Below are 16584 nucleotides of genomic sequence, written 5' to 3'. Positions count from 1 at the left end.
ATCACATGCCTCCTTTCGCCTGTTGACCCGCCGACCGCATCAGCTCTTCGGTTCGTTTGCGAGCCAGACTTCGCTGTTTCATGGAGCGCCGCAAAGAAGGGAACACCAGCGCGATGATGACAATGACAGCAGTGATCAGCTTCAGATCGGATGTATTGAACCAATCTACCTCTAGAGCTAATGCAACTACGATTCGGTAAATAATCGATCCAACGACAGCTGCTAGTGTGGCCCAGAACACCGTTCTTGCTCCGAGAATAGCTTCACCGATAATGACCGAAGCCAGTCCAATGACGATCATACCAATGCCCATGGTGATGTCCGCAAAACCCGCTTGCTGTGCAATAAACGCGCCGGACAGGGCAACCAGTCCATTGGACAAGCTGACACCAACAATAGTGGTCACATCCGTATTCGCCCCAAAACTGCGAATCATGCGTTTGTTATCACCTGTTGCGCGGAGCGCAAGTCCAATATCTGTTTTCATAAATAGGTCGAGCATGATTTTGAACAAAAGTACCACCACAATAATAATGACCATAACATGTTCACCCGAGAAGGGATTATCCATGCCCATAATGGATTTATTCGGCGCCCCGCCTAAAATACGCATATTAATAGAGTACAGGGCGATCATCATCAAGATTCCAGATAACAATCCGTTAATTTTGCCTTTGGTATGCAATAGACCTGTACATGCACCCGCCACCATACCTCCAGCCATTGCCGCCAAACAGGCAAGCCAAGGAGAGAAGTCATTGGAGATCATAACCGCCGCGATTGCGCCTCCTGTTGTAAAACTTCCGTCTACGGTAAGGTCAGGGAAATCCAGAATGCGGAACGTAATATACACCCCTAGTGCCATCAGGGCATACAACAGTCCCAGCTCGATTGCCCTTCAATTGAATTCCAACTTATACTCACGCAAGTTCCCCCTGTCTATCGAAAAGAATGAGGCGAACCCGTTGCACGTCCGCCTCGTATCCATATTGCCGGATTACACCCCGGTCAGATTATTGAATCAATCTCATAACTCACAAAATTATTATTAAGGTTTATGAATTGATTCTATTGAATCATGTTATTGGCCTGATCCTTCACTTCTGCCTTCATCTCATCCGTCACCGTGATGCCTTGGGCTTCAGCCGCTTTCAGATTCAGGATCAGATCCAGCTTGTCCGGTACAGTGACCTTCATGTCGCCCGGTTTCGTACCATTCTTCAAAATGTCCGCAGCCATCTCACCAACTTGATATCCATGGTCATAATATTTGAAACCAACGGTTGCAAAAGCCCCTTTTTCAACGGTATCCCGGTCGCTGGAGAAGAACGGAATTTTGTTGTTGTTTGCCGTTTGGATGATCGTATCAACCGCACTTACAACAGAGTTATCAAGTGTAATATAGAAAGCATCCACCTTGCCAACAAGAGAGTCTGTTGCCTGTTTTACTTCCGATGTATTCGTAACTGGCGCTTTGACCAGCTTGATATTATGTGTTGCAAAAGCCTTTTCTGCGTTAGCCGCCATAACCACGGCATTCGGTTCACCTTCATTAATAACCAAACCTACCGTTTTCACATCCGTGAGATTTTTGGCGATAAAATCAGCCAATTGTACAATCGCCGCCGGATTGGTATCCGATGTACCCGTTACGTTGCCACCTGGCTTGTCCATGTCACTCACCAATTTAGCACCGAGTGGGTCCGTTACTGCCGCGAACAGCAGTGGTTTGTCCTTCACTTGTTGAGCCAGAGCCAGTGCAGATGGTGTTGCAATCCCAAGTACGAGATCATTTTTGGAATCACCTGAGATCTTCTGTGCAATGGACAGGTTATTTGTTGAGTCGCCCTGTGCATTATTGTAATCAATCTTGAGGTTCTTGTTCTCTTCAATTCCTGCATCCTTCAGAGCTGCAATAAAGCCTTCGCGTGTAGCGTCGAGAGATGGATGTTCAACAATCTGAGAGATGGCAATCTGATAGGATTTTTCCTCGCTGCCTCCCCCTGTTGTACTCCCCGATCCTTCGGAATCCGTGCTTGTACCGCTGTTATTCCCGCAACCTGCTGCTACGATCATCGAAGCAACCATCATCAGTGACATCCAGAATTTCTTTTTCATCTGTGAGAACCCCTCTCCATATTATAAAATGTGCTTACCCTCATCGTTAATTCATCGACACGATAGGGCGGGATAAAACGAACGCTTCAACGCATTGTAGCTTTGATCGACAAAAGCAGACAAATGTAGACTTTCCTCATGCGACTGAAGTCCATGACCCGTGATGCTGTTTTATTGTTTCCCTAATATTAAGGTGCGTCCCGCCTTCCGTCAATGGTTGAACCGCTTCCAATTTCGTTTTACCGTCATATCGTGATAGATAACTTTACATAACACAAAAAAGCCACCCACATATGTCCGTAGATGGCGCTCTCGGCACGACAATAATATAAGGTACTACCTGACAGTTGTGATTCTTCTTCTAATCTCGTTCACGAGCATTTTTTTCTCCGCATCAGATATGGCATCTGCAATCAATTTACGTGCTGCAACAGGAGCAATCCAGGGTTCGATATCTGCATAACCAATACCGGACAGCTTCTCATACTCCTCCATAAATACCTGAATACTGCGCTCTCTCGTGGCATCGAGAACAACCGTCGCTTCATGTGGCAGATCCGGAGGCAGTATGGCATAACGAATCATAATAATGTATTCGGCCAAGTCGGCTTCTGGATTCCCCGTAGAAGCATTGTTCCAGTCGATAATAACGGCATCGTTGTCCCTGAGCAGTATGTTACCTGGATTGGGATCACCGTGACATAGTTGCTGCTTCATGGGCAATCGATCCAATTGGGCAATCACGGCTGCTTTCTCCGCTTCAGACAAGTATTGTGCTTCAACAATATTATGCTTGATATTTTCCCGCTGACTCGGCATATGGGTCACCGAATGCGAATGAATCTGGTGAAAGAGTTGTGCTGTAATTCGAGCATCCACGAAATCTTCCATGACATCCAGCGGCTTCTGCATTCTGGATTGCTCTACCGCTCTGTCTACGAAACGCTTCATGATCGTCTCGCCATCAATCCGTTCAAATACAATCCCTGATCGCCCCTCAACGGTCACCAGATCATATGGCTTGGGAACGGGCAATCCACATGCCCAAGCAATTCGACAGTGATGAAGTTCGGCCTCCAACGCAGCCGTGATGGTGTTGGGTTTAGCCAGTTTAACGATCTTACTCCCATCTTCCCATTCAAATACTTCCGCACATCCACCTTCACCAATTTTATTGCCCAGTCTATGAACCATGACGCTCACTCCTTCAACGGATTTAATAAGTGAGACCTTCCTTATGCAACAGCATTTCGTACATCTCCCGGATCATATCAATTGCTTCATTCATGTCCAGTTCCAAGGTGTGTGAGTTCAGAAGTGTTCCTATACCAATCAGATAAATCGTCAGCTTGAGGAAAATACGTTTGAGTTGCTCTACGGATACATCCTGCAATCGCTTGCTATATCTCATATAGAACGTGGTTAACTCCTCGCCCAGAAATTGATCGGTGTGGGGATTGTATTGTCGGTATCCCGAAAGATACAAGGTTCGAAATAGCTGCTTCTCGTTCTGTGCAAAGTACAGGAAACCAATAGTCAGGTTCAGTGCAGGTGAATTGGCGCTATCCTCATATGCCAACATACTACGGCGGGCAAATTCGGAAGCCTCGTCGTACACACTTGACCTCAATTCTTCAATGTTGCTGTAGAGACTATAGATCGGTTGGGTGGAACAATGGAGCGTCTGAGCAACGTTTCGCGCAGTTAGCGCCTCCAGCCCTTGAGTACGCACAAGTTCAAATGCGGCGGTTAATACTTTTTCTTGCGTAATCTCGGATTTTGGTGGCATTTCTTTCTCCCTCCCTCAATAATAACATTTGTTATATAACTAATGTTATTAAAATGAGATTCATGTGTCAAGTATACATGCAAGATGTGATTGCCCACATTAATAACGTCTATAAAAAAGAGGCGACCTTTACCCAATGTACTTTGGGTAAAGGTCGCCTTATATCAATCAAAGGATAGCTCCAGAGTGCTTTAATCCTTTTCCTTTTGCAGTTCCTCTAATTCAGATGATGTTAGTCCGGTAGCCTTAATAATAGTAGCCTGATCAAGACCTAAAGTGAGCATATTCATTGCGATTTTCCGCTTGCTCTCAGCTTCACCTTCTTGGATTCCTTTTTGAATTCCTTCCTCCATACCTTTCTTGAGACCCTCTTCTCGTGCGCCCTCAATCATGGAAGCTTCGTCCCATAGAAATTTCTGACGGTCGATATATCGTTGACGTGCTTGCTCATCCTGGCTCAGAAACTCCAATACACTCATGGCTTTTTTCAAAGCCGGTTCCGGTTCGTGCATCATTAACGCCTCCCAGCTTGATCTAGTCATTCCTTTCAGAAATAACAGCCAACGCACCAATCCATCCTTCATTTGAATATGTTCATCATTCAGCTTTGGTATTTCCATAAAATGAATCTCTATAACATCCGTCAACGGAATATCGGTATGGTCTTCTCTTAAATGAAATACGTTGTGGTACTGGTCATTAGCGAGCATTTTGAAATTAACAATGTTGATCGCAACGCATTTTTTGAGCTGGCTATATCTCTGTCCCTCAAGTAATTGTCCAGAATATTGTTTACCCCAATAGAACAAAGTCCTCTTCTCTAAATCATACTGATTAAACAACTGCATTTCAACATTAATTAGCTCACCTTGATCTGTTTTGGCCCGTATGTCCAGAATGGACTGTTTATCTCTCGGGGTATCCTTATCCAGATAAGGGTTAATCAACACAATCTCGGTCAGTAAAGATTCACCTGCATTTTTGAAGGTATGATTCAGAAAAGCCAGAAGAACATCCTTATTCTCTTCACTTCCAAAGATTCGTTTGAACACATAATCGTTCTTGGGATCAAGCAACTCTGTCATTATTATTCACTCCTACGCGCAAAATGAACAGGATATATCTACTGAAGTATCAGCAAATATAAGGATGCGAACATGCACTGGATGTTAACTCTATTATAACACGCATCACCATACGGAAATAGCGTTTATACGTAATTTATTATCAAAAAAAGAGACTATTTCGACGAATCGAAACAATCTCTTGTGTATAAACCAGTTAATTCCCCAACGCTTCGCGAATCTCATACTTGCACCTTTTGCCGCCATCGGCGTAACATTCGGTACGCTCCACCTCAGCTTGAAGCAGCGAGCGGAACAGTTCCAGTTCACAGCGGCAAGCCTGCTTGTAGACACTCGCGACTTGCACAATCGGGCAGTTCATTTCCGTAATGACGTAGGTTCCATCGTCTTCTCTGGACGCATCCGCCATATATCCGTTGGCATTCTGGATTCGAGCGAGTTCCTCCACCCGTCCAGCCAGATCCTGGCCCTCCATCTGTGGCAATCCGCTGCGAAGCAGCTTGTCCCGGCGACTCTCGAACAATGCATCCACCACACCGCTACCGGCAGAGTCAGACAATTCTTCAAGCAATTCCAGCGTAAGGGATGAATATGATTTTGGAAAAAAGCTGTCCCCGCGTACCGTCAATTGGTACACCGAGGACGGACGTCCGGCCGTAGCCCGGGCCTCCCGAACCTCGATCCATCCGTCCTGCTCCAGTGCCGTCAGATGACGGCGAATGGCCATGCCGGTCAGGCCCAGATCAGCTGTCATTTCCCTTGCGGTCAATGTACCTTGCTGCTTCAGCATGAACAAAATCCGTTCACGCGTCGTTCGTTCCTCTTCGCGCTTCACGATCAGCACCTGCTCTCCTGCTTATGCGTGTACCGGTGCTGCCTCCCGGCAGGCATCCGAGCAAAAGCGGTTATGCGTCTCTTCGCAATCCTCACAGCTTACATACTGCAGGTTGCAGGTTGGACAATTAATATATCGGTCATGTGTTGTTCCACAGTGATAACAGCTGGCAATGACGATATCCTCATCTGTCCGGTTAATCGGTACGGAGATCCGCTCGTCAAACACATAACATTTTCCATCGAACAAACGTCCTTGAACTTCCGGGTCTTTGCCGTAGGTCACAATGCCGCCATCCAATTGAGCAACATCCTGGAATCCTTCTTTCATCATGAACCCGGTCAGCTTCTCGCAGCGAATACCGCCAGTACAGTAGGTAATGATCGTTTTGTCTTTCATGTCGCCCAGATTCTCCCGAATCCACTCCGGAAACTCGCGGAACGACTCAACGTCCGGACGAATGGCCCCACGGAAATGACCGATTTCGTATTCGTAGTCATTGCGACCATCAATAACGATGACGTCATCACGTTGTAGATGCTCGTGGAACTCCTTAGGCGAGAGACGTTTGCCGCTAATTTCATTCGGGTCAAGTTCGTCTTCCACGCGGAACGTAACCAGCTCTGCTTTGTGACGAACAAATATCTTTTTGAACGCATGCTCTTCCACGTCATCAATCTTAAATACCATATCGCTGAACAATGGATTGGACAACATGTCCTTCATGTATTGTTCCGTCTGCTCAGGCGTGCCTGATACCGTACCGTTAATACCTTCGGATGCAATCAGAATACGGCCTTTCACACCCAGGTCCTTACAGTATTGCAGATGCTCTTGTGTAAATGTCTCGGGGTCTTCAATCTTCACGAACTTATAATATAAAAGCACGCGGTACGCGCTGTTACACATGTATATCACCTGTTCCTATTCATTGTTGTTGGTAAAAAGAAAAGAAACAGCCGCCCGAAACATCGTCTCGAACTGCTGCCTGACATTCGACTTTATTCCTGCATACTAGTGTATCGGAAGCGGAATAGCTTAGTCAATATAAATGTATAGAAAGGGATGAAAGATATGGAACATATCCGTTATTCCGAGATCGTAATAACCGAAGTTACAAAGTGATATTTTTCATTCTCCAATACAGCCTGAGATAACAAAATCTTATGCCCCTGCGGGCTCCAGGCCAGTGGATCGGAGGCGTTGTCCATATCCGCCGAAATCTGGAACTGCTCTGCCGATTCGGTATTGGAGACGAATAGTCCCTTCTCATTGTCATTCTCGGAATTGATCGTATACGCAATCTTGGAATCGTCCCCCGACCAGCTTGTGCCGAAGATCTGCGTGCCTCTGGCGAGCGTGGCCTTTTCATTGCCTTCCAGATCGGTAAGCACCAGCGCCCGTTTGGTATCTGCTGTTCTTTTCACAATCGCAAGTCTTGTTCCATCGTTAGAAGGGATCACCCACTCCACACTTTTCAGCACTTGTTTCACTTCACCCGTCTTCGCATCATACGCGTTCAGTTGGCCATCTTCGCCGGTAATATAATAGATCGTACCAGCTGAAACCTTGATGCTCCGCACGTTAAAGTTGCCTGTCTCCACCAATATTTTCGTTGTACCATCCACACTGGCTGAGATGAGATCGCCCTTCATATTGGGAAAAACAACATGTTCATTATCCAGCCACGCACCCTCTTGGATGAATCCATCCTCCTTGCCCGCAGCAATCGTCTCTCCATTATGCAGGTTCAGAATGTACCCTTTGCCCGTATTCTCCTCTGGCTCCCGATAGAACAGGTACTGACCATCCGGTGATACGAGAGGTGCACCCAGATTCGCTTCACTTTCCTTGAGCGGCGTATCGGTGCCCTTGGTCAGATCATATCTATATAAGTTATGCGGATATCGCTCTTGGCCTTCAACGGTGACCGGTTTCAATGACTTGTTCTCCTTGTCGGATACAATCCAGTCCTCACTTAGCCATGCGATCCCGCGCATGTTAGGCAGTTTATCAATCTTCTCCAGCTTGAAGCTCTGGTACACGGATGTATTCGTATTGTCTTTTACCGTAATATCGGTGCCCGTTTTCCCACCTTGTGCGTTGCTCCCCGGCTCCGTTGTTCCCCCACATGCTGCTGTCGTGAGCAATGCAATTGCCCCCAACGTTCCCAAAGCCGCTTGTTTCCAATTCATCATGGTCCCCCCTGGTTTCTCTTGCTATAGACCAAGCATACACATCGCATACTTCCAAAGTTATTCAGACTTGTTTCGAACTTGTAAACTTCAATCAGCCAAAGGGAATGCGAGTTGGAACGTTACCCCTTCCCCATCCTCTGAATTACTCGGTAGCAGTGTAATCGTACCGCCCTGTTTCTCCACAAACTGTTTCACAAGAGATAGTCCAAGTCCGGTTCCGCCCGTCTTTCTGGCCCTGTCTTTGTTCACCGTATAAAAAGCTTCAAAAATCTTCTCCTGCGCCTCTGCCGGAATCGGCGTACCTGAGTTGTAGATGCGAATAATCGCTACATTCTCCTGCATTCGCAGTTCATTCTTCACCCGGATCACACCATCCGGGATGTTATATTTAATGGCGTTGTCTAGTAAGTTGATAAAAATGTGCATCAGACTCTCCCGATCACTGCGGATCACCGCAGGTTCAAGGTCCAGTTCCATGTTCAGCCCAAACTTCTCCGCTTTCCCTCGCATTCGACCACAGGCATCCTCCAGCAGAGCACGGACCTCAACATCTTCGGCCTGATTCTCGAAGTCATACTTCTCCAAGGCAGACAAGTGCAACACTTTCTCCACCATCTCGTGCAGCCGTTCAGTTTCTTTGCCAATATTATTCGTCGCATCATCCAGCAATTGCGGGTCATCCTTATACATGTCCAGCAGCTCCACATAGGCCTTGATCGACGTTAACGGTGTCTTGAACTCATGACTAATGTTGCCGATATATTGCTTCTGCTGCTGTTCCAGCGCCTGTAACTTCTCAATCGCCAGTTGCAGCTTCTGCTGCTCGGCATGCATGGCTGTAATATTTTGCTGAATGGATGTGCTCATATAATAGATGCCCTGGCCCAGTTCGCCCAGTTCATCCTTGCGTTTCACAGGAGGTGCTGTAATATACTCGCCTTCCCGAATGGAATCCGCAGATTTCTTCAGACGGGTAATGGCAACAGCAAACCGGTTATAGAACAGGTACCCCAGAATGAAGCTTAGCGCCACTACAGTAATGCCCGCCCACATGAACAGTTGAAGGATACGAGCATAGAATTCATGGTAGCTTTGAACCGGATATTGCATCCATACGGCGCCCATCTGCCCATCTGGACCGTCCAATGGTGCAGCATAGAGCATGGTATCCCCTTGCTCATGGTAGGCTATTTTGTTCTGTAGTGCATAGTTTAGCGTCTCCTGCATTTTCAGGCTCTCTCCTGGTGTAATTGACGATCCCACTTGCTGACCTTTCATATCATAGAGCGCTATAGGCAGACCCGTAGAGTTCGCAAGTTCCTGTGCCAGCCTGCGCCCATTTTTCTGTAAAAAGACTTCCTGTTCGATATGAACGGATTCGGTGTAGTAGGACTGCCGTACATTCAGATTGACTAGCCGTGTCTGCTGGGACATAATGTCCTCGATCTGTGACTGCTGATTGCGTTCAATTCCCCGTAATACAAGGGAACTAAGCACCACCACCGTCAGGATGAGCAATGCTGCCAGAAAAACACTAAATTTCAGCTTAATGCTGACTCTCATACGGCCCCGCCTGTTTCAGTCGCAGTTGCTTTGTAGCCTATCCCGTATACGGTCTGCAATTTTTGCTGTTCCGTATCCCCGATTTTTTTGCGTAAACGCTGAATATGAATGTCCACGGTCCGTGTACCACCCGCATACTCCATGCCCCACACTCGGTCGAGCAGATCGTCTCGCGTGTACACCCTCTCGGGGTTGGACATCAGGATGGTCAGCAGGTCGAACTCCTTTGGTGTGAGATCCAGCTTCTCTTCATTCACGGTCACCGTGCGGTGAGCGACATGAATACGCAGTTCGCCATTTATAATGGCATGACTCTTCTGGTCGTCCTGTGGCGGGCTGCTTTTCTCCACACGCCGCATGAGTGCTTTCACCCTGGCGAGCAATTCACGAATCTCGAACGGCTTGGTCATATAATCATCTGCGCCCATCTCCAGGCCGACGATCTTGTCTACGATATCATTTTTGACGGTCAGCAAAATAATGCCGATATCCTCCCGGTCTTCCAGCCTGCGGCATACGCCGTACCCATCCAGCTTAGGCATCATCACGTCCAGAATCATGACCTGCGGGTGGAACGATGCAACCTTGACCAAGGCTTCTTCGCCGTCACTCGCCGTTTCCACTTCATATCCTTCGCGCCGCAGCGCGTAAGCAATGGCACTGACGATACTTGATTCGTCGTCCACTACGAGCACTTTTTTATTCATGGAATTCATCCTCTTCATCTATGTCATGAGTTGGTTCATGGGTCTATGTTAGCAAGGTCGATGCCATTTCGCCATGAGGACTTTGTTCTTTCCAGCAGAAGGTTGCTTCCTCTCCGCTTGGATAGTACTCTATTTTCTTTATACCCCAAAGGCAACAAAAAGAGCCAACCCGTGATTGGATTAGCCCTTGGTCTATAAATTCCGATTCATGTTACTGTTTAGGCAATAACTTATTGATCACCTTTGCATTTACTCCTCAAAGGACAGATTGAGCGGCTCGTCCGACATTTCGTACTCTGTCTCCATATGTGTCACCGGTGTGTTCAAATCCACTTCCTCGAAGCGGAAACTGTCGACCCACACTTTTCCTTTACCGTTCAAAATAACTCCGAACGAAATAACCGCGCTGCCCTCCGGCACATCCAGTACAATACTGTACTGATTCCATGGCTGTGTACCCGTGATTGGCCGATCATGCATGTTATCAAACTGTAGCACATCCTGGACGTTGTTATCCACGCGCATCCACAGTCCACAAAATGCGTCCACACGCTCGGTTTTCACAAACCCAGACAACTTCATCCGCTTACCCACATACTTGTCCGCTCTGAACTGTTGCATCATCGTTGCAAATTCATTCGGCTCCATCGGCGTAACTGCCTTCAAATATCCTGAAGCTTTCCCTTGATGCACTTCAGCAGGATCGATACCCATCTCATAATTCTGCGGATGACTTCCGGTTAACATCCAGCCTGTAATCGTTGACGTCTGATTCATCTGTACTTCTCCTCCTCTGGTTTTTCCTTCGAATAATCTCATATCGAACAATTTGCGAAAACGTCCTGGTGGCATGCCATATAATTTGCGGAATGCACGGGTGAAGGCTTCCTGACTCTCAAATCCACACGCCAGGGAAATATCCAGAATGCCTGCATCTGTGGTTCGCAGGGCCGTGGACGCCAGGCTCATCCGGCGGTTGCGGATATAATCCACAACGGTCATGCCCACCTCATTACGGAAAACACGGTGATAATGATAGGGTGACAACAACGCTTTGGTTGCCACTTCTTCCAGTCCGATCTCTTCATGCAGATGGGTCTCAATATAGAATAAACTTTGCTGGATCATTGCACGGTAACGGCTCAACTAAGGATGACCCCCTTCCATATCCATACTATACGTGCTCCAACAAAAGCCGTTTTGATCATTTTTACTACATATGGGATAACAGTGATCGGAAGGTTCAAAAACAACAGAAAAAGAGCCGCATCAGGGACAACATCGCCCTTGCTCGACTCTTAGTTTAAACTGAACCCGTACAATCAGACAGCAGGTACTGGCGATGCGGCAACTTCGTCTTCATGCTCCACAAGATCATGTTTCTCCCAGGCACGACTCTTCCAGCGGAAGTACATAATGACAGCACGGGTCCATTCATCTGCTGCAATTGCGAGCCACACACCCGCAAGTCCCAGGTTAAGCTGGAATACCAGCAAATACCCCAGTGGCAGACTCATACATACCATGGAGATCAACCCCATATATACCGGGAACTTCGCATCACCCGCCGCACGCAGGGAACCAATAATCACAATATTACAGGTACGACCCGTTTCCAGCAAAATACTGAGCAGAATTACCTGGGCTCCCAGTTTGATAATCGTCGGATTATCCGTGAATATGCTCATCAGCGGTACGCGGAATAGAATAATGATCACGTCAATGATAACCGTTGCCAGAAGGGCCCATTTTACACTGTCAAAAACACGTTTGTACGCATCGTCTTTGCGCCGCGCACCCACAAGCCGGCCTACAATAATGGATGTACCCATGCCAATAGCCATGCTGAACAAGTAAATATAGCTGGAGACATTGCCCGCATATTGTTTTGTTGCCATGGCTTCTGCGCCCAGATAAGTCACGTATAGCGTGAATACGAGCTGGCAGGAATGATATACCATGGATTCCATCGCAGAAGGAATGCCAATCCGCAGAATTTTGCCAATAAAATGTTTGGACAATTTAATGTAGTATTCGAAATCCACACGTACCTCGCTCACACGATAAAGCAGCCAGAAGAAGATAAGCAGGCAGATAAAACGACTTCCCACCGTGGAGATCGCTGCCCCTTCCACGCCAAGCTTGGGCAGGCCGAAGTGACCAAAGATCAATGCATAGTTACCAACCACATGAATCACGTTCATAAAAACAGAGACATACATCGTTTCTTTGGTATAACCATGTGTACGAATCGTCGCAGCCAGCGCATTAATGAGTGCCTGGAGGAAAATCCCGCCACCGACGATATTGATATACGAACGGGCAAAATCATAAATTTCGCCTTGAATGTTCAAAAGTGTTAGCAAATGTCCTCCGAACAGAAGAAAAATTCCGCTCAGGATCAGCCCTACGATAAGGTTCAGTGTAATCGCGTTACCTGTAACCTGTGCTGCTTCACTTAGCTTTTTCGATCCGATATATTGTGCCACTACAATCGCAGCACCATGTCCGATGACTTCCAATACAAGTATAGCAATAGAAATAATCTGGTTGGCCGCTCCAACGCCGGAGACCGCATTATCGGACACCGAGCTGAGCATGAGCGTATCCACGCTCCCCATCAACATAAATAAGAAGAGTTCCAGGAAAATTGGCCATGTCAGTCGAATCAGATTCAGATCCTTGGCATCAGACCTAAGGGACTCTTTGGTTGAGGATATTGCTGTCATTTTCTCACCTTTCCCATGTGGGCTTTAATTCTTAGGGTATGTTAGCACAGGTGGTTTGAAAATGCAGTAGTTTTGCGAAAATAAATGAAAGTTTTTTGTAATTCCAACAATAGGTATTTTCAGTGTTTTCATTAAGTCCATCTTCCGTGCTCCAGCCAGAGGGTGCGGAAGACGAGACAGGGCCCTTCCTACCTCGCTTCTCCTGCGAGTGATAGAAGGGCCCTCAATCTTTTTTCTTCTATAGAACAACTATAGAACAACGGTACAATATAGCCATAATTACTCATTTAGATGCTTACACGCTTACTTGCTTTACTCTTCTCAACCTTTAACGGAACCAGCGGCGATCCCCTCCACAATTCGATTACTCAGAATGAGAAAAGCAATCAAGATCGGCATAATGCTGATCATCAGCGTCGCACCAATGGCGCCCCAATCGGTTGTATATTGACCGATAAAGTTCTGCACACCAACAGTCAGGGTCTTGTACGAATCGGTGCTGATGAACGTATTGACGAAGATGAACTCATTCCAGTTATAGATCATGTTGATGATCGCCGTCGTGGAGATAACCGAAGCCGTCATCGGCAACACAATCCGAAAGAAAACCCGATGTACGGAGCAACCGTCCATCACTGCGGCTTCTTCTACTTCCCGAGGAAGCGCGTAGTAGAATCCAAGCAGAATCATAATCGTAATTGGCATATTAAATGCAATATAGGACAGGATGACCGACAAAGGGTGATCCGTTAGATGAAGCTTCAGAAACAAGCTGAACAGCGGGATCAACGTGGAGTGTACAGGGATCATCAGACCCACCATGAACAACCCCAGCACCAGCGAACGACCTTTCCAGCGCATACGCGTGATCGCAAAGGTCACCAGACTGGCAAACAGAACGGTGATTACCACCGAAACTACCGTCATCCATACACTGTTGAAGAAGTATAAGCTGATATTGCCTTCTGTCCATACCTTGACATAGTTCTCCCAACGCGGAGTAGCCGGGAGGGAAAAAGGCGCCATGTCGAATACTTCCTGATTATTTTTGAGCGAGAACAACAGTAGCCATACCAAGGGCAACATTTGAAGCAAAGCTACCAGGGACAGGAGGACATATAACAGAATGTACCCGAATCTCCTTATCCATGCCGAACCTCGGCTTGTCCCCGGGTGAGCTGGCAACCGAATGGCCGTATCCGTCTTCACCGGGATAGACCTCCTTTCATTTCACTTGCGTCAGGAATACTGGATCGTATCTTTGGATGCCGTCGCCTTGCGGAGCAACCATGTGACCACCAGACAGATCAAGAGCAGGAAGAAACCTACTGCACTGCCGTAACCAAAGTCGAAGCTACGGAACGCCTGACGATACATATAGGAGGCCATCACTTCGCTGGACCCATTCGGTCCGCCATCGGTCATCACGTAGATGAGATCGAAATACTTGAGTGAGCCCACCACAGCCAGCACCACGGTCACTTTGATGACTTCTGTAATCAGAGGCAGCTTGATTCGAAAAGCGATCTGCCAAGGGTTTGCCCCGTCAATCCGGGCTGCTTCGACCAGTGATTCCGGAATATTTTTGAGTGCCGCATAATAGATCAAAATATAAAAGCCCGCATATTGCCACAGAATTGGCACGAACAATGCATACAGTACCAACGATGGCTCCGCCAGCCAGGCTGGCGGATTGCTGAATCCGATCGCTTCCAGGAATGTATTCAGCACCCCGTTGCTGGGATGATAAATTTTCAGCCATAGCTGGGCGATAGCCACGGAAGACAGCAGCATCGGGATCAGGTATATTTTTCGAAACAGGTTCGCACCCTTGATCTTGCCTGACAGCACCAAAGCGATCATCAGATACCCGATCAGGCTCAGTGCGGAGAACAAAGCAAGCAAAAAGGTATGATTCGCACTCTGCCAGAATGTTCCGTCCTGAAGCAATCTGGCGTAATTATCCAATCCAATAAAGGTCATTGCACCGATCCCGTCCCATTGCATCAATCCATAATATCCAGTGAGCACGATCGGAATATAGACCAAGACCAGCAGCAGTAGCAGTGCAGGAAGCACGTACAACGCAGCAACTAGACGGTTGGACATGACTTTGTCCATCACATTATCCTCCCTTCAAGCGTTCAAGCGTGTATACGTCAATTGCCCTTATCAATCGCTGCTTGATGATTCTTCACGAAGTCTTCCGGTGTCACCGCTTTGCCAAACAACGCCTGAATCATATCCAGATGGGCCTGAGCAGCTGCCGGTTTCATCTGCACGTCTGCAAAGAGTGTAAGGCTGCTCGCCTGATTCAACTCGTCCAAGAGGTCCGTATAGAGCTGTGGCAACTGTACTTCAGCCGTATCCACTTTGGTCGCCGGAATCACTCCTGCTTCTGTTACAGAGCTTTCACCCCATTTTTCCACAAAGTATTGCACAAACTTCTGCGCTTCTTCCTTCACTTTGGAGTTCTGGGCTACGAAAAGACCTACGCCTGGGCCGCCTACCCAGCTGTTAATGTCGCTCTTGCCGCCTTCGATCGTTGGGAATTTGAAAAATCCGATCTTATCCTTGAATTCCTGCGGAATGTCCGGGTTTGTCGTAAAGTTCGGTAGTTCCCAGGTACCCATCAGGTACATCGCAGCCTTTTCATTCATGAATTCAGACTTGCCCTCATCGTTGGACAATCCGTTAAATCCTTTGTTAAACGCATTCATATCCACCAGCTTCTGCACTTCGGCAGCGGCTTGAGTCAGGGCAGGATCGTCAAACTTGCCCGAACCATTAATGGCCTTCTCCAGTGCATCTCCACCTAACCGATTCGCCAGATACATATACCAGAGTGAGCCGGTCCAGCGGTCTTTATTGCCCAGTGCGATCGGTACTTCCCCGTTCTCTGTCAGTGTCTTCAGCACACTCAGGAATTCATCGTACGTGGCTGGCGGCTGCAAATTATATTTCGCAAAAATAGCTTTGTTATAATAAATGGGGGAGATATTCAGCTCGATGGGCAACGCATATGTTTTGCCGTCGATCGCATAGGCCTCTGTCGTTCCGGCGATGAATTTCTCGCCCAGCGAGCCGCTCAGCAGATCATCCACCGGTGCGAACAGATTGCCCTTCACATAAGGTTCCAGAAATCCTGCGGCCCAAGTTACACCAACATCGGGAAGTTCATTAGATGCGGACAGAATTTTCAGTTTGTTCTTGTATTGTTCATTCTCCAGCACTTCCTGCTTAATGGTCACATTCGGGTGATCCGTCTGATACTGCTTGATGATATCGTTGACCAGCTTGTTTTGCTGTGCGGAGCTGCCTGCTGGCCAGAGATGCATAAATTTGAGGGTCACTTTTCCATCTGTGCCGTTGCCGCCCGTTTCACCCTCTTCATCCGAACTTGAACTGTTGCATCCAGATAAAAATACGGCGAGAACAAGCGTCCATGTCAGAAGCATGGCTATCGACCTTTTGTTCATAATCCTAACCCCCTTGGTTTTTTCGGTTAATGTAACCGCTTTAACCAAATTGTAGCATGGGCGCAACACGCCCATAAGACC

General features: G+C 47.4%; 15 protein-coding genes. All 15 read right to left on the bottom strand.

Annotation, left to right across the window (positions count from 1 at the left end; all coding sequences use genetic code 11):
* Position 1: 1 nt before the first annotated feature.
* The 15 genes from C0Q44_RS07285 to C0Q44_RS07215 all read right to left on the bottom strand — a co-directional run bounded on the left by C0Q44_RS07285 (position 2) and on the right by C0Q44_RS07215 (position 16503).
* Positions 2-865 (bottom strand): ABC transporter permease, encoded by an 864-nt coding sequence (locus tag C0Q44_RS07285; protein ID WP_181150889.1) that lies wholly within the window; start codon positions 863-865, stop codon positions 2-4.
* Between the two features lie 203 nt (positions 866-1068).
* Positions 1069-2118 (bottom strand): ABC transporter substrate-binding protein, encoded by a 1050-nt coding sequence (locus tag C0Q44_RS07280; protein ID WP_105406673.1) that lies wholly within the window; start codon positions 2116-2118, stop codon positions 1069-1071.
* Between the two features lie 336 nt (positions 2119-2454).
* Positions 2455-3312 carry an aminoglycoside phosphotransferase family protein gene (locus tag C0Q44_RS07275; protein WP_105406672.1) on the bottom strand — a complete coding sequence of 286 codons (858 nt, stop codon included), beginning with the start codon at positions 3310-3312 and terminating at the stop codon, positions 2455-2457.
* A 22-nt stretch (positions 3313-3334) separates the two neighbouring features.
* Positions 3335-3907 (bottom strand): TetR/AcrR family transcriptional regulator, encoded by a 573-nt coding sequence (locus C0Q44_RS07270; RefSeq protein ID WP_105406671.1) that lies wholly within the window; start codon positions 3905-3907, stop codon positions 3335-3337.
* 191 nt (positions 3908-4098) lie between these two features.
* Positions 4099-4992, bottom strand: a complete 894-nt coding sequence (locus tag C0Q44_RS07265) for an Rpn family recombination-promoting nuclease/putative transposase (RefSeq protein ID WP_105406670.1) — start codon at positions 4990-4992, stop codon at positions 4099-4101.
* Positions 4993-5188: 196 nt separating this feature from the next.
* The gene (locus C0Q44_RS07260; RefSeq protein WP_105406669.1) at positions 5189-5836 is read right to left on the bottom strand and encodes a helix-turn-helix transcriptional regulator; all 648 of its coding nucleotides are present in this window, start codon (positions 5834-5836) and stop codon (positions 5189-5191) included.
* Positions 5837-5848: 12 nt separating this feature from the next.
* Positions 5849-6736: an oxygen-dependent tRNA uridine(34) hydroxylase TrhO gene (gene trhO / locus C0Q44_RS07255; RefSeq protein WP_105406668.1), complete on the bottom strand. Its 888-nt coding sequence runs from the start codon at positions 6734-6736 to the stop codon at positions 5849-5851.
* Positions 6737-6915: 179 nt separating this feature from the next.
* The gene (locus C0Q44_RS07250; protein WP_105406667.1) at positions 6916-8022 is read right to left on the bottom strand and encodes a hypothetical protein; all 1107 of its coding nucleotides are present in this window, start codon (positions 8020-8022) and stop codon (positions 6916-6918) included.
* Positions 8023-8112: 90 nt separating this feature from the next.
* Entirely contained in the window at positions 8113-9588 is a 1476-nt protein-coding gene (locus C0Q44_RS07245; RefSeq protein WP_105406666.1) for a sensor histidine kinase, read from the bottom strand.
* A complete protein-coding gene (locus tag C0Q44_RS07240; protein ID WP_105406665.1) occupies positions 9585-10295 on the bottom strand; it encodes a response regulator transcription factor in 711 nt (236 codons plus the stop codon). The genes C0Q44_RS07245 and C0Q44_RS07240 overlap by 4 nt, the downstream gene beginning before the upstream one ends.
* Positions 10296-10544: 249 nt before the next feature.
* On the bottom strand, positions 10545-11441 hold the full coding sequence (locus tag C0Q44_RS07235) for a helix-turn-helix transcriptional regulator (protein WP_105406664.1): 897 nt from the start codon (positions 11439-11441) through the stop codon (positions 10545-10547).
* A gap of 176 nt (positions 11442-11617) precedes the next feature.
* Positions 11618-13024: an MATE family efflux transporter gene (locus C0Q44_RS07230; protein WP_105406663.1), complete on the bottom strand. Its 1407-nt coding sequence runs from the start codon at positions 13022-13024 to the stop codon at positions 11618-11620.
* A gap of 321 nt (positions 13025-13345) precedes the next feature.
* Positions 13346-14215: a carbohydrate ABC transporter permease gene (locus C0Q44_RS07225; RefSeq protein ID WP_105407634.1), complete on the bottom strand. Its 870-nt coding sequence runs from the start codon at positions 14213-14215 to the stop codon at positions 13346-13348.
* A 48-nt stretch (positions 14216-14263) separates the two neighbouring features.
* On the bottom strand, positions 14264-15145 hold the full coding sequence (locus C0Q44_RS07220) for a carbohydrate ABC transporter permease (RefSeq protein ID WP_105406662.1): 882 nt from the start codon (positions 15143-15145) through the stop codon (positions 14264-14266).
* A gap of 38 nt (positions 15146-15183) precedes the next feature.
* On the bottom strand, positions 15184-16503 hold the full coding sequence (locus C0Q44_RS07215; RefSeq protein ID WP_105406661.1) for an extracellular solute-binding protein: 1320 nt from the start codon (positions 16501-16503) through the stop codon (positions 15184-15186).
* Positions 16504-16584: the final 81 nt, after the last annotated feature.

The organism is Paenibacillus sp. PCH8 (genome assembly GCF_002968835.1).
In the GTDB taxonomy this organism is placed as follows: Bacteria; Bacillota; Bacilli; order Paenibacillales; family Paenibacillaceae; genus Paenibacillus.
Note: the sequence above shows the minus strand (reverse complement) of the source record. Positions and strands in the feature narration are given on the sequence as shown.